The organism is Streptomyces sp. SPB162, assembly GCF_029504575.1.
Lineage (GTDB): Bacteria > Actinomycetota > Actinomycetes > Streptomycetales > Streptomycetaceae > Actinacidiphila.
Map to the genome: position 1 here is coordinate 718,903 of NZ_JAQFII010000001.1, position 15,121 is coordinate 734,023.

Sequence of the window (15,121 nt, forward strand, 5' to 3'; positions counted from 1 at the left end):
ACGAATGGGGCCGAACCCGCGCTGCTGGCACCCCTGTTGGGACTGCGCGGCGCGCAGGTCCCAGGCTGCGCTCACGCTGTCGGTGTCAGTGACGGCTGTGATCACCTGGACCACATCCAGGGCCTGCTGAACTGCTGGACCGGCATCTGCACCACCTGGGGGCGTCCGCCCCAGCGGATGCCCCTCTCGCTGCGGATGCGAGCACGCTCCTTGCGTTGAGCGGCCAGGACGTCGGGGTGGCGGGCGCTGGTGTTGCGCCAGCGCAGGTAGGCGTGCGGAGTCCGGGTCTGGACGGTGTGGTTGCGGTGGTTGGAGTTGGCGATCGTGAACTGCCGCAAGGGCCCGAAGTGGGCCTCGATCGGCTTGGCCCAGGACGCGTACGTCGGGGTGAAGCACAGCTCGACCCGATTCTTCGTCGCCCATCGCCGGATCTCCTGGCCCTTGTGGGCGGACAGGTTCTCCAGGAGCACGGAGATCGGGGCGCCGTCCGAGCGGGCCGCACGGATCGACTTGAGGGCGGCCAGGGTGTTCGCGGCGCCCTTCTTGCGGCGGTTGACACCCCACAGGGTGTCGTCGCCGACCGAGTAGCAGCCGTGGAAGTAGCAGACGCCGTGGGTGCGGTGGTAGGTCGCAGGGTGTCGTTCGGGGTGCCCAGCCGGAGCCGCCGGTGGCCAGAGCGACCATTCAGCGTGCGCACGAGGCGACATAGCCCATCTACCGGCCGGCGCCCAGGCCCTCAGGGCTGTCCCGGAATCCCTGGCGGGCGCCCGACGACGGCTACGGCACCTCGCCTGTTGTCGGAACGCCCGAATACGTCCAGTATGCGAGCGCTCCCCCGCCGTGCGATGTACAGCACCTGACGCCGCGCGCTGATCCACCAGGGATTACGGAACAGCCCCTAGTACTACAGCCGGAGATCTTGTGACGGGGTCCGTGTGCCGTCGTTGACCGGGCATGATGCTGGATGTGACGGCTGAGCTGATAGCCGAGTGGCATGACGAACTAGCCAAGCTGACCGGCTCGTTGGAGAGCCTGTTCAACCGGCCGGAGCCGCGGGTGGTGTTCGCGCAGTTCATCGAGGGCCTGCTGGCGGAGCTGCCGAAGAAGAACGGCTGGACGCTCTCGGAGCGGGCCGGGCATGCGACCGCGGACCGGATGCAGTGGCTGCTGAACGGGTCGGTATGGGACGCCGACCAGCTGCGCGACGAGGTCCGCGACTACGTCGTGGAGCATCTGGGCGACGCGGACGCCTCGCTGGTGATCGATGACACCCAGGCCCAAAAGAAGGGCACCAAATCGGTCGGGGTGGCCTTCCAGCACTGCGGGCTGACCGGGGACGTGCGCAACTGCCAGACGATGGTGATGCTCACCTACGCGACCGCCGCCGGACACGCCTTTATCGATCGCCGCCTGTACCTGCCCGAGGAATGGACGTCCGACCGGGAGCGGTGCCGGGCTGCCGGTATCCCCGACGAGACCGCCTTCGCCACCAAGCCCGAGCTGGCCATCGCCATGCTCGACCGCGCCCTCGCCGCCCAGGTCCCCTTCACCTGGGTCCTGGCCGATTCCGGCTACGGGCGCGATCCGCAGTTGCGCGCCTGGTGCCACACCCGGGCGGTGCCCTACGTACTGGGCGTCCCGGTCGATCTCCCGCTGGACGGCCCGCCCGGCAGACCCCGCCATCCCGCCGTCAAACGCGCCGACGACCTGCTCCACTACGCCCGCGTCCGTGACCAGTGGGAACGCCGCTCGTGCGGCCACGGCGCCAAGGGCGATCGGCTCTACGACTGGACCGCCTTCGCCGTCGAGGTCAAGGATGAGAGGCCGGCCAGGGACTTCTCGCACTGGATGGTCCTGCGTAGATCGCTCCACCCCAACCGGCGCGGCAAGGACGGACAACTCCACCGGGAGATCGCCTACTTCCTGGTCCACGCGCCCGCCCGCACCACCGTCGTCGAGATCATTTCCCGAGCGGGCGGCCGCTGGCAGATCGAGGAGGACAACGAGATCAACAAGCAGCTCGTCGGCCTCGCCCAGTACCAGGTCCGCAGGTGGACCCCCTGGCACCGGCACGTCACCGCCTGCATGCTCGCCACCGCCTTCCTCGCCGTCCAACGCGCCGCCGTCCCCGAACCAGAACCAGAGAGCGACGCCGGACAGGAGCCCCATCCGGGAAAAGCGCGGACCACGGCCGAGGGCGAGGCCACCGGCTGATCCCCGGACCGCTGCTGCGGCCCTCCGCCCACACCATCCGGCACTGCCTGGCCGCCACCCGACTCAACCCCCACCACCCCGTAGAGACCATCCTGACCTGCGAGTTCTGGCGCCGCCTGCACCAGACCCGGGCCATGGTCAGCCACTACCGCCGCCGCGGCGACCCCCTCCCGCACCACCTACAAGCCTGGGCCCACCATCGACCGATCCCACCGATCACTGACCCTCAAGATCTCCGGCTGTAGTACTAGTCCAGGGCCACGGCCTGGGCAAATTGCGCCTCATGCAAACGTGCGTACGGGCCGCCCGCAATCACCAGGTCCGCGTGTGCCCCCTGCTCTACGATTGCTCCGCCCTCCATGACCAGAATGCTGTCGGCATCACGGATGGTGGAGAGTCTGTGAGCGATGACAAAGCTGGTCCGCCCGTGACTCAGTCTCTTCATCGCTCGCTGAATCAGTACTTCCGTTCGGGTGTCGACCGAACTGGTGGCCTCATCAAGCACCAGGATCACCGGATCGGACAGGAAGGCTCGTGCGATCGTGATGAGCTGCTTCTCGCCCGAGCTCACCCCTGCCCCTTCGTCATCGATCACAGTGTCATATCCATTCGGGAGCGTACGAATGAAGCGGTCTGCATGTGCTGCGCGGGCAGCGTCCTCGATTTGCTCGCGGGTGCTTCCCTCCGACCCATAGCCGATGTTCTCCGCGATGGTGCCGCCGAAGAGCCAAGTGTCCTGTAGCACCATCCCGATTCGCGCGCGCAGGTCGTCCCGTGCCAGCGTGGCGATGTCCACGCCGTCCAAGAGGATCTTGCCGGACGTCAGTTCGTAGAAGCGCAACAGCAGATTGACAAGGGTGGTTTTTCCCGCGCCGGTCGGTCCGACGATCGCCACGGTGCGACCCGGCTCCACCGACAAGGACAGATCCTCGATAAGAGGCCTTTCCGGCTCGTAGCGGAATGTAACCGACTCGAACTCGACCCGGCCGCGGAGCTTGCTCCAACGCACGGGAACGTCAACAGGGTCCGCACTCTGCTCGGGCGCGTCCAGCAGTTGGAATACCCGTTCTGCGGATGCAATTCCCGACTGGACAATGCTGAAGAGGCTGGCCACCTGTGTTAGCGGTCCGCCAAACTGTCGCGAATATTGGATAAATGCCTGGACGTCGCCAATGGACAATCCTCCGGATGCCACGCGCAGCCCGCCCACAACCGCCACCGCTACGTAATTAAGATTTCCGATGAATGCCATCATGGGTCCCATTATCCCGCTGATGAACTGAGCCCGGAATCCAGAACGCAGCAACAACTTGTTATGTTCAGCGAAAGCTTCCGCAGATTGGGCTTCGCGGCCGAAAGCCTTCACCAGCGAATGACCTGTGTACATCTCTTCGACGTGCGCGTGGAGATGCCCGGTGGTATTCCACTGTTCTGCGAACTGCGGCCGCGCGAGTCTGCGAACCCAGGCTGCGGCCAGTATCACCACAGGTAGGGTAACCAGCGTGATCAGTGCCAACAGGGGAGAGATCCAGAACATCATCGCCAGCACGCCCACGATAAGGAGAAGCGAATTTGTAATCTGAGTCATCGTCTGTTGAAGCGACTGGACAACGTTGTCGATGTCATTCGTGGTCCGACTGAGGATTTCCCCACGCGGTTGCCTGTCAAAATACGACAGAGGCAGGCGCGACAGTTTGACCTCAACAGCTGAACGCAGCTGGCAAGCCATACGTTGAATGAGCGTAGTCACCAATCGGCCCTGCATGATCCAGCACAGCCCGGAAATCGCGTAAACCACGAGTGCAACGAGAAGCACGGCGCCCACGAAGCGGAAATCAATGCCCACCCCGGGTGAGAAATCCGTCGTCTGCGCAATATTCGCGAGGGTGCCTTGGCCGTGTTCACGTAGGTTCTCGACCGCCTGGGCTCTGGTGAGGCCGGGTTCCATCTGTCTGCCGACAACCCCGGCGAAGACGGTGTCCGTGGCGCGGCCTAGAATCTTTGGGCCGGCGACGTTCAGCAGGATACTAACGGTGCCGAGTGTCATTACCCCATAGGCCAATCGGCGCTGCATCCGCATCATTTCCAACAGACGGGCGCCGCCTCCCTTCCGACTCTCCGGCCGGCTGTTGGGCGCTATTTCTTTGTCAATATGGTGGCCGGCGAAGGGCTTGGGGGCACGTTGCTGCTCCGTCGGTCGTGTTGCTTTCACGTATATGCACCAGCCCGGAAATGTGTCGGCACGCCTATGAGCTCCCCAAAATGGATCTTCGTCCTTGTCCCGCAGGTTAGTTTTAGCGTCTGGCGGCTTCCTCCTCGGTGACCTGTGAAAGCACGATGTCCCGGTAGATTTTGTTACTCGACATAAGCTTGAGGTGCGTCCCACTACCGACAATCTTGCCCTCGTCGAGCACGACGATGCAGTCGGCATCCCGGAAGCTGCTCACCCGCCGGGTGACGTTGATGATCGTCGCTCCGGCAGTCTCCGCAACCATTGCGGCCCTCAGTGCAGCCTCCGTTGCCGGATCCAACGCGGAGAAGGAGTCATCCAGGAGGTAGATTTCCGGACGACCAACCAAGACTCGTGCGATGGCCAGCCGTTGCCGCTGACCTCCGGACACGTTCGATCCGCCCTGAGAAATGGGCGCCTCCAGACCGCCCTCCAAGAGCTCCACGAATTCCTTCGCCTGTGCGGTTTCCAACGCGCGCCACAATTCGTCATCCGTCGCATCGTCCTTGCCGTAGCGAAGGTTTGAGGCAACTGTTCCCGACAGAAGGTGCGCTTTTTGCGGAACGAGGCCGATGGTCCTGCTCAGCAATTCAGGAGCTATTCTTGCCACGTTGGTGTCGTTCACAAGAACTTCTCCGGCGGTGGGATCGAAGATGCGTGATACCAGCCCCAGAAGCGTGCTTTTTCCGCTTCCCGTGGATCCGACGACCGCGGTCGTCGTGCCAGGCCTCGCGATCAGGTCCACACCACTCAGCACGGGTTTTTCAGCTCCCGGGTAACCGAACTGAATACCGCGCAATTCCAAGCCACTTCGCGTGGTGAATGTGCGTACGGGCTCGTCTGGTGACCGCACGCTCGATTCGGTCCCAAGTACCTGCCCGATGCGCCGCGCGCACACCTCAGCCCTTGGCAGCATAATGAACATCGACGTGGCCATATTCACGGATATCAAGATCTGCATCAGGTAGCTCAGGAAGGCCGTCAGAGCTCCAATACGCATACCGCCGCTGTCGATCCGGTGCGCGCCGAACCATACCACCGGAACAGTTATGACGTTCACCATGGTCATAAGCATCGGAAACATCAATGTCGTCAGTCGACCCGCCCGTACGGAAGCATCGGCCAGGGCAGTGTTTGCACGTTCGAAACGCCGTCGCTCGTAGTCGCTTCTGACGAACGCCCGGATGACTCGAATTCCCAAGATTTGCTCGCGCAGGACACGGTTGACAGCGTCGATTCGGTCCTGCATTACGCCGAACACCGGACGCATCCGACGGATGACGGCGCCGACCACGAAGCCCAACAGAGGGATTGCAGCCAGCAGGATCAGCGACAGCGGCAGGTCCTGATCCAACGCCATGATAATTCCCCCTACGCCCATGAGCGGCGCCGAGACCATGGTGGTGAACGTGGCGAGGACGAGCATTTGGACCTGCTGCACGTCATTCGTGGTTCGGGTTACCAGTGACGCGGTGCCGAACAGCCCAACCTCGCGGCCTGAAAAGCTTTGGACCCGATCGAATACAGCAGAGCGCAGGTCATGACCGATGGACATCGCCGTCCTGGCGCTGAAGAATAGCGCCCCGATTGCGCACAGCACTTGAAGTACCGTAATGGCAAGCATGACAGCGCCGAACCGGACAATGTAGCCGGTATCGCCCGCTACGACCCCTTGGTCGATAATGTCGGCATTGAGCGCCGGAAGATACAGGGTGGCGGCCGCCTGTACGATTTGTAGGAGCACGATGGCAGCGATCGACAACTTGTGCGGTCGCAGATAGTGGCGAAGAACTTGCATCATCATTGTCAGCCAGCCTAGATCCACTTGGCACTCAACATAAGAGTGCGGTTCCTCGCGTTATTACCTCCGCGAGGATGGCCAGTCCGCTTGGAACCGCGTCCGGGGTCCCCTCGACCCCACCCTGCGCATCCCGGAGGAATAGCTGGGCGGCGAGCGTTGGCTCGGACCTGTTCGGCAACGACGACGAGTCCAGCAGCACCGAGGCGCTCTCGGCGCGGACCGCGTCAGCGAGGAGATTCTGCCCGCCCTGCGGTCGCTGCCGAGTCGCCGCCCGAAGGGTTCCAGTTGGTGATCTCCGAGTGCGCGTCCACCGACCTCCCGCCGGTGCGCTCGTAGAGGATCTGGCGCACCAACCTGCCGGAACGGCTGACCGCGAGGTAGCCGCCGACCCGATGTCGTCCACGTCTTACCCGGTCCCGCCGTCCCGCAGCGACTGGGCGCGGCTCGCCTCGCTGAGCTCATGGCAGGTGTTCGACCGCCGCACCGCCGTCCGACTGGAGCGGACCTACGTAGCTGTGCCGGGAGCAGTAGATCGCAAGCACGGAGTGGTCAACTGGGCGAAGGGGGCCGGCCACCATGTGCCTCACACGGCGGCGCGAGGGCCCGGCACGGTGCTTCCTGCCGTCACCGACTGCGAGCGCCGGTGATTGAACAGCCGCTCGACAAAGGGGAGCTCCCACGTCTGGCTGTCACCATCGAAGCCACCGAACTGGTGCAGGAAGTCTTGATCACCAGGTTCGAACTGCGCGATGAGCTTGGCAGGGACATCTTCCGGGTACAGCCGTGCGGCGTAATGCAAGGCATAAAAGACGCTGTCTTCGCAACCGTAACTGCGGACACGTTCGGGAAGACTATTCAAAACGTCGACCGGTGTCCTGCGAAGGATCTCAACCAGGTCGATGAATTTCAGCAGCGTGAGGTCCTTGCCGATCTCTATGTAGTACAAGGTGGTGGCCTCTACGTGGAGCTGTACACACGCGTCAATGATTTGATCTGCTGGGTCGAGCATACGCGAGGGTTCGCCATAGATGACCGTGTCGACCGCACGCTCGAGAAATGATTCTGAGTCCGCGGTGATACCCGAGCTTTTCTGGAAGAGGCTGAAGCACGGATCGATTATGAACATCTCGACATCGTCTCGATGTGCGAGTTTGACATAAGGCAGGGAAACATTGGTCAGATTGACCTGCCAGAACATCCTCGTCTTTCGGTCGAAAGGTATCACTTCCTCTCCGCTGCGCGACTGCTGTCCCTGCACGTACCCGAGGCCAGACACCACCTTTTCAAAGTCGGGAAAATCCTCTCGCCTCAGAAGCACATCGAGATCGCCCATGCGCCGAACTCCGATATCGTGATAAACCCCCTCGCACATGACTGGCCCCTTGCGAATAGCGTGTTTTAGCCCAGCGTCGTTGAGTCCGCGCAAGAGCTTTGCGTACTCATCGCCCAGGGCGAGATTGCGCCTGCGGTTCCCCTCGTAGACATAGGAGTAGATCCATCGATAGGGCGCAAGAGAGCGTCCAACATCGGACTGGGCCAGGCGGAGTTGGATGAGATTCTTTCCCACCAGAGGCAGCACTCCATGTCGACCTGCCTGGTCGAGGAAGTATCCCCAATCCAAATTCTTTCCGTTGATTGTCAAGAAGTCGAATATTTGCTTCTTCAGATCGTTCGCCAGTCGCAGGCGCGCGAGGGCGAACAGGAGCTGGGCCTCCGGCCGCGCACCACTGACGTCGTTGGGATCCGCACCGGCTGCGGGGTCCATCAGATTCGCATCCGTATCCAACATATTGGGCTCCATTCGAAAGGACTCAAGGCCTGGACGTTATGTTGTGAGGTCAGGCGTCCGGGCCGGTGGGCCGCAATTGCTCCAGGACTTTCCACAGGCCGGCGGGATCTGCGAAACTCGTCGTCGTCAGCAACTCGTCCGGGATACTGATCGAGTACAGGTCCTCGAGGTCGATGAGCAGGCTGACGGTGGCCAGCGAATCCAGTCCGAATTCCACGAGAGGTAGGTCGGGGGTGACCGGGCTTTCCTTGTCCAGCAACGGCAGATAGATGCGGATCGTGTCCTCAAAATTCGGTGGCCACGGAACGGTTCCCATGAATTTCTGACCTCCTGTAGAGCGATGAGGGAAGGGGCTGCTCGGGCAGGCTCTGGTGCGGTGACAGGATCAGCGAGCGCTGCATCGGACGGCCACAGAGCGCTTCACGCCAGTCGGACCGCCCGGTCCAGCAACGTCAGGGTGCCCGTGGCCGTCAGAAGACGATCATTGGAGTAGTTCAGGCTGGCTGAGCGCAGATCCCGGAAGTGGCGTTCGAGTGGAATCGTTGAGCTCTTCAAGTACCCGGTGGACAGTCCAGCAAGTTGGACGAGCCGGTCGACTGCTTGAAACGTCATTTCGGCTGCCGTCACCTTGAGGGTGTTCAGATGGATCTGGGTAGTCGGGTTGTCCACAGAGATTCCGGCCTCTCGGTGGGAGACGATCTCGGCGGTAACGCGGTGCAGGTAGGCACTCACGAGTTCCAAGTCCATCCGCGCACGGGCCAGCCGCTCGGCCGTCAAGTCAGACCGAGAGTTCAAACTCTGCGGTCGCTTCGGAGAGCGTATGAGGCCGACGAGGTCGCACATCGCCGAGCGGGCCGCGCCGAGCCAACACGCGGCCCAACCCAGGTGACCTGTCGCGATCATGCTGTCCGTGGCCACGGCTCTGAAACCCCCGGGCTCGCCGACAATGTGGTCTGCGGGGACTTCTCCCGTCAGCTTCATGCCCACGCTGCGGGTTCCGCGCATGCCCAACGGGTCCCAGTTGCCACGAGTCTCCACCCGGAGCTGGTCCCTGGGCACGTACACCAGACTCACCTTGCTGTCAGGAGCATCCGCGGTGGCGCGCATGGTCATGAGGAAGCCGTCGGCATGTTCCCCACCGGTGACGATCGGCGCATCGCGTTCGATGGTCACCGTTTGACCAGACTGCTGGAGGGATGCCGTGACCGTCAGCAGATGACCGCCCTTGCCGGAGTCAGTGGTGACCGAGGCGATGTACACCTCGCCGCGGGCGATCTTCGGAAGCAGTTCCTCTCGCAGCCGGCTTCCGGCGTGCCGGACCAGTGCGTCCACCTGCTGGCAGTGCATCGCCCAGATCATCGCCGTGGACAAGCAGCCGGCAGCGAGCACCTGGGCGACCTCGACCAAGTCCGCGACGTCACCACCCAGTCCGCCGTACTGCCTCGGGATCAGCAACCCGAACAGTCCGCTCTCGCGCAGCGCGGCGACGCCGGCTACCGGGAAGGCAGCCGTTGTGTCGGTAGTGGCAGCGTGCTCAGACAGCACCGATTGCACAGCTCGCGCCGTGTCGAGAGCAGTCATCCGTACAGCCGTATTGGCGCCATCCATGCAGTACCTACCTTCACAGGCCCAAGGGGCCGTTGGTTGTGGGCACCGACTTGGCCTCTATCGATGTCCGGACGATGTTCAGCTGCGAGGCCGATTCGACGACGTTCCCTCGCAGCACGATCTCCGCGGGCGCCGGCCGGCTGAGGAAAGCCAGGAGACTTGCAGTGAGACCGTAGGCACCGGTGTTGGGGAAGGCCAGCAAGTCACCGGCGTTCAGATGCCGCACCGGTATGTCGCGGCCGATCACATCGGCAGGCGTACAGAGAGGCCCGGCGAGAGTCACGCGCCCAACACTCTCGCTGGAAACTGTGCCCGCATCCGAACACGGCGTCGCCGCCGGCCGCAGCAGACGGCCCAGCCCGGCCATACCGCCCAGGTGGTGGATGCCGCTGTCGAGGAGTACGAAGGTGCTGTCATGCGCACTCTTCACGTCGACGGTGGTGCAGAGGAGCGTTCCGCACTCGGCCACCAGGTATCGGCCGGATTCGAACGCAACCTCCGGCCGACCTTCGCGCCAGCCGGTGAGGTGTGCGTCCAAGGCGGTTTCCAAGGATGCGCGCAGCAACGGGTACCGAGGGCGCTCGCCCGGCTGGGCGTATGGCGCGGCGAAACCGCCGCCGAGGTCGACAACGGACATCTCCATCCCTGCTTGGTCCCGGAGACAGGCGGCCAAGGCGATGCTTGCCGTGAGTTCCGCGATGAGTGCGCCTTCATCGCGCGCATTGCCAAGGGGGAAGAAGTGGGCGCCGACAACGTCTGCACCCTCGACTCCAGTGAATTGGTCCGGCTTGTGCAGTACCTCCTCGGCCTCGACGCCGAACTGTGATACTCCACCCATGCGAAGCCCGGAGGCTCCGACGGATCGGGAGTTGATCCGCACCAGACACTCGGCCGTGACGTTGGCCTTCGCGGCCACTGCCCCCACTCGCCGCAGGTCAGCTGCAGATTCCACGGAGAATCGGCGTACCCCCGCGGTGAGGGCTGCGGCAATCTCCAAGCGGCCCTTGGCCGGGCCCGTGAAAAGGCAGTCGGCTCCTTTGAAGCCGGCCTGGAGGGCAGCACCGAGTTCGCCCGTCGAGCTGATCTCGGCCTTACAGCCTGAAACCCGCAACTCTTGGGCGAGCAGTGGATGGGGGTTCGCCTTCAACGAGTAGTACAGCGAACTGGGCTCGGGCAGCACGCAACGAAGGTCTTCCCGTGCTGCTCGCAGCGTGTCCAGCTGGTAGACGTACATCGGGCTTCCGAAGTCTTCCACAAGCTGGGACAATTCCCCCATCGCGTCATCCCTCCACCAGCGCATGGAGCGCTGTTCGGTCGATTTTTCCTGTCAGGCCACGCGGAAGAGCCTCGACCACCCGGCAAATACCGGGCACTTTGTTCACCTCGAGCCGATCTCGCACCCCACGCAACACGTCCGTTGGTGAAATGGAGGCGACGACACAGAGCACAGCGTCTCGCTGCTGCCCTGGCGGCACGACGGCCGCGTCGGACACTCCGCTGACCTGACGCGCCGCTGCCTCGATTTCCTGGGCACTCGTGCGGGTTCCTTTGAGTTTGAAGATGTCGTCGCGGCGCCCGTGGAAGTACAGGTATCCCTCCGAGTCGAGCCACCCGTAGTCCCCTGTGTGCAGGCGCACTTCGCCGGTTTCGGCGTCACGGCGGAAGACCTCGTCAGACAACGCGGGAGCCTGCCAGTATCCGGCCATCACGTGGGGGCCGGAGACCACGAACTCCCCGATGTCGCCCACGGGGACCGGTGTGCCCGATCCATCCACGACACGAACCCGCGTTCCTGTCAGGGGGAGTCCGACCGCGCCAGGACGGCTCCGGTCGCCGTCCGGCTCCATGATCGACACACGCTTGCACTCACTGATGCCGAACATCAACTGCACCTGCGCACCCGGGAACCGTTGGCGCAGACCATCGATCATGACCTGCGGCATCTCTTCTCCGGTGTTGGTGAACAACCTGATCCGGGTGGACAGACGGTCCCGCCGCCCCAGTTGAAGGAGCAAGGTCGCGAGCGATGGCACCACGGGGACGACGGTGGCTCCGCACTGACGGGCTGCCGCCAGGAGCCCAGCGTCGAACTCGGTTGATACCAGAACCAGTTCGGCTGCTGCCAAGCCTGCGAGGAACACCTGGTACAAGCCATAGTCGAAGGACAGTGGCAGGCGGCAGAAGATGACGTCGTCAGCTTGGTACCGCAGCCGGTCGGCAATGGCGGAGGCCGCGAAGATCACCTGGTCATGGGGACACACGATGCCCTTGGGCGCTGCGGTACTGCCGGACGTATATATGAGGAGCGCCGGCGCCAGGGGGGCGGCTTCCGACCAGTCCGCGGACGGTGCCGGCCTGCCACCCCGTGCGTCGCGATGGATGGCGCCGAGCAACTCACCGTCGTCGGGGGGCAGGTCCGATCCGCGGGCAAGAACGAGCGTCGGCCGGGCATCCCGGATGATCCCCTCTCGCGGGAGGCCCTTCACCGCGACTCCCAGCGGCACGAACGTGGCGCCAACGCGAGAGCAGGCGTAGAGCAGGGCCACCACGCGCCGGTCGGCCGCAGCGTGGATCAAGACCCGATCGCCCGGCCCCACTCCGCGCAAGCGAAGCCAAGCGCTGTACTGCTGACTGCGGGCCGCCAGCTCCGCATAGGTCCAACCCCCGCCCGCATCACGAACAGCAGGGGCGTTCGGGTGAGAGGCCCAGGCAGCGTCCAAAATCTCATGCACGGCCATGAAGCGGCGCAGCGGGTTCGCGGCGGTCGGGGCAGACGTCTCCATAAAAATGTACCCCCAGGTGGATTTTCTTAAGCGCGCTGGCACCCATTCCCTACGCACAAATCGCCATAATTAAGGCACGGCGATTCAGTGGGCTGTCTTGCCGGCCTCTGCGTGAGAGCGCGCGCAAGTCGGAATTCGCTCAGGGCGATGAACTCACCATGGACGCCGCCGTTCAAGGTCGACGCGCTGCAAGGAATCGATCATGAGCACGAGGCTGCCGGAAGTCACAGCGAGGTGTCAACCACGCCTCCCGAGGTGGCCAGTATGCGCGACTTGGTTGATATTGTCAGTCCTTAATAGTCTATGTAACCGCTTACCTAAATGGGGCCAATAATCGGGTTATCCGGCGACGTAGTTAACTAAACCAGCAATTAAATTTCGCGATACATATTTCAAGCCATCCGTTGACACGGAGTTGATGAACTGATGTACGTTTGTAGTGGATCAACCAGCCCGTGCCATTCAACTGGCCTCAGCCGGCGTTCGTGCAAATGTCGGCGACGAGTAGCCCGCACTGACGTGCCGGCTGAAGATAGCCAAGGGGCGTAGCGGCTCCCACCGTCGATGCTGACCCAGTCAGGGTTCGGACACCGGTCAAGCAAGATCAGGAAGTACATCCGAAACGCCACGGCGCGAGGAGAATCAAACATGCCTGATTCACTTTTCAAGCAAGTATCGGCCAATAAGTACTCGGCTGAAGAATTGCTGCTCAACGATGGGCGCGAGAGAATCATCTCGGAGATCTCTCCGTATAGTGATCATGGACCAGTACACGCTTCAACCTGCTACGTGTGGCCTTCTTCCGAATGCCCGGTGGGGTGCGGCCACTGCAACTATGCCGCCCCGATGTCACTGGGCACCCTGACCAGGTACAGCGTCGCGCGTGACCCGGAACCGGTGCTGCGGGTGATGAACAGTATGGGTCTGTGGAAAGCGGTGCTCTCAGGCGGCCGGCGAACCGATGGTGGAGCCGGAGTTCTGCGAGCGTTTCGTGCACGAGATCGACTCGCCGAATCTGGAGGAAATAGAGCTCATTACAGCCGCGCACTTCGCCGCGAATGTCGATGAGACCCGTACCAGACTACGTCGGCTCGTCGACGCGTGGCGCGCCCGTTCAGGAGACTTGGCCAGCGCCAACTTCACGATCCGGATCAGCCTCGACTGGTTCCACGCCCAACGTATCGGGGTGGAACCGGCGGCCCGAGTCATCCGCATGCTCGGGGAGGACGACTTCCGAGACGTGGGCTGCTACATACGTTCAGTGCTGCTCAAGGATGACACGACCATCCTTCAACTTTGCGAGGCTCTCGGGGGACGGCTCACTGAACCCAGTGACTATCAGCAAGAGATCCTGCTGCCAGATGGTCGCTCCATCCTGGTCTACTACAAGAACTTGATCGTCGACGGGCGTATGAGCGAACGGAAGTTGTCCCGCCTTCCGGTAAGTCTCCCCACCGAGTCGCGTGCGGACGTCTTCGGTGAGCGATTCAAGAGCGAGAGCGGCAAACAGGTTCCGGCTCGTGTCTACAACGGGCCGGAAGTTCGACATCTGGACGGACTGGCCTGTCTTATCGAAGACGATGGGAAAATCCGTATCCTCGAGGGCAACGATCCCCACCGATGCCCAGATGTCCGCAAGGTGGACAGCTGGTCAGAGGCCATTACTTTTCTCTACAGCGATCCGATCACCGTGTATTTGGTGGACAACGGACCCCAGGCTTTGGCAGCGCTGATGTCCGACGCGTTTCCTGATTCGGCCCGGATGGCTTCGGATACGAACCAGCTCTACCATCTGACCGAATTGCTCCTGAAATCTCCGGATCGCCGGCTCTACGCAACCTTGCGCACATTGGAGACGCAGATAGCAGAAGGCCGGGTAACGGTGGACGGCAGTGCGATGACCGGTGCGTGGAACCTCCTCGCGCAGCAGGGTATCGCTGTGGGGAGCCGGGGTTGACGATACCGGACCGGGACACCTTAGCCGTCTTCCCGGTGGCGGGGCCGCCTGGGGCCGGAAAGACGACGGCCTTGATCACCCTCGACCGCCAGTTCCCGCATCTGGCTCGCTTCGGCGTTCGGGAATACGGCCTGCGGATCGCTCATGAAGGGGAGCCGCTGGGAATTGAGATGCGGGAGACACTGCTGCAGAACGAGCTGTTGTCGAACGAGCTTGTCCTCCGTGAGTTCTTGCACTTCCTTGATCGAGTCCCGGCCGAGGTCCGGTCGATCGCCGTAGAGGGCTATCCCCGGGATCGCAACCAATGCGCCGACTTCATGGGAGCAATCGCGTCGAGGAAGGCGCGCATTGGTGCTTACGTCATAGTCGATGTCCCCGACGACGTGGTGAGGGCACGCGTAGCCTGCCGGCGTATTTGCGCGCGATGTGGGCTGCCCTCATCAACGGACTCAAACGCCAAGAATTGCTCGGAGTGCGCAGGCCCTGTCAAAGCCCGCAGCGACGATGCGTCCAGCCGACTCAGCCGTCGGCTGGACGACTATCGGCGCCTTGGGGGGGAAGTGCGTTCCTACTTCGCAGGGTACGACATGGTAAAGAGTATCGACGGGCTGAGTAGTCCGGATGAAGTCCGCAGACGGCTCACGGAACTCATGCTGAGTGGCTGAGCCGGGCGGATCCTCCGGCCAGTGACTTGCCCTGCCTTGGTGGCCCTTATGCGGCCCCTTGCGATGGGACGCGT

Annotated in this window: 10 protein-coding genes and 1 pseudogene; 3 read left to right on the top strand and 8 right to left on the bottom strand. The window is 62.8% G+C overall.

Annotated elements, in window-relative coordinates; all coding sequences use genetic code 11:
• Window positions 1–101: 101 nt before the first annotated feature.
• A pseudogene (locus M2266_RS03370) lies at window positions 102–653 on the bottom strand (transposase); the annotation flags it as partial.
• A 313-nt stretch (window positions 654–966) separates the two neighbouring features.
• Between M2266_RS03370 and M2266_RS03375 the strand changes: the two are divergent.
• Window positions 967–2,214, top strand: a complete 1,248-nt coding sequence (locus tag M2266_RS03375) for an IS701 family transposase (RefSeq protein WP_277436749.1) — start codon at window positions 967–969, stop codon at window positions 2,212–2,214.
• 247 nt (window positions 2,215–2,461) lie between these two features.
• Here M2266_RS03375 and M2266_RS03380 read toward each other — a convergent pair whose 3' ends face one another.
• The 7 genes from M2266_RS03380 to M2266_RS03410 form a co-directional block, all read right to left on the bottom strand.
• Window positions 2,462–4,306 carry an ABC transporter ATP-binding protein gene (locus tag M2266_RS03380; RefSeq protein ID WP_277441054.1) on the bottom strand — a complete coding sequence of 615 codons (1,845 nt, stop codon included), beginning with the start codon at window positions 4,304–4,306 and terminating at the stop codon, window positions 2,462–2,464.
• 202 nt (window positions 4,307–4,508) lie between these two features.
• Window positions 4,509–6,248 carry an ABC transporter ATP-binding protein gene (locus M2266_RS03385; protein WP_277436750.1) on the bottom strand — a complete coding sequence of 580 codons (1,740 nt, stop codon included), beginning with the start codon at window positions 6,246–6,248 and terminating at the stop codon, window positions 4,509–4,511.
• A gap of 580 nt (window positions 6,249–6,828) precedes the next feature.
• Window positions 6,829–8,034, bottom strand: a complete 1,206-nt coding sequence (locus M2266_RS03390) for a nucleotidyltransferase family protein (RefSeq protein ID WP_277436751.1) — start codon at window positions 8,032–8,034, stop codon at window positions 6,829–6,831.
• A gap of 49 nt (window positions 8,035–8,083) precedes the next feature.
• The gene (locus M2266_RS03395) at window positions 8,084–8,350 is read right to left on the bottom strand and encodes a phosphopantetheine-binding protein (RefSeq protein ID WP_277436752.1); all 267 of its coding nucleotides are present in this window, start codon (window positions 8,348–8,350) and stop codon (window positions 8,084–8,086) included.
• A gap of 104 nt (window positions 8,351–8,454) precedes the next feature.
• Window positions 8,455–9,615 carry an acyl-CoA dehydrogenase family protein gene (locus M2266_RS03400; protein WP_277436753.1) on the bottom strand — a complete coding sequence of 387 codons (1,161 nt, stop codon included), beginning with the start codon at window positions 9,613–9,615 and terminating at the stop codon, window positions 8,455–8,457.
• A gap of 40 nt (window positions 9,616–9,655) precedes the next feature.
• Window positions 9,656–10,918, bottom strand: a complete 1,263-nt coding sequence (locus M2266_RS03405; RefSeq protein ID WP_277436754.1) for a type III PLP-dependent enzyme — start codon at window positions 10,916–10,918, stop codon at window positions 9,656–9,658.
• A 4-nt stretch (window positions 10,919–10,922) separates the two neighbouring features.
• Entirely contained in the window at window positions 10,923–12,425 is a 1,503-nt protein-coding gene (locus M2266_RS03410; protein WP_277436755.1) for an AMP-binding protein, read from the bottom strand.
• 961 nt (window positions 12,426–13,386) lie between these two features.
• On the opposite strand from M2266_RS03410, the gene M2266_RS03415 reads away from it, so the two are divergent.
• Together M2266_RS03415 and M2266_RS03420 are read left to right on the top strand one after the other, a co-directional pair.
• Entirely contained in the window at window positions 13,387–14,382 is a 996-nt protein-coding gene (locus M2266_RS03415; protein ID WP_277436756.1) for a hypothetical protein, read from the top strand.
• The gene (locus M2266_RS03420) at window positions 14,379–15,047 is read left to right on the top strand and encodes a nucleoside monophosphate kinase (protein ID WP_277436757.1); all 669 of its coding nucleotides are present in this window, start codon (window positions 14,379–14,381) and stop codon (window positions 15,045–15,047) included. The genes M2266_RS03415 and M2266_RS03420 overlap by 4 nt, the downstream gene beginning before the upstream one ends.
• The last annotated feature ends 74 nt before the right edge of the window (window positions 15,048–15,121 follow it).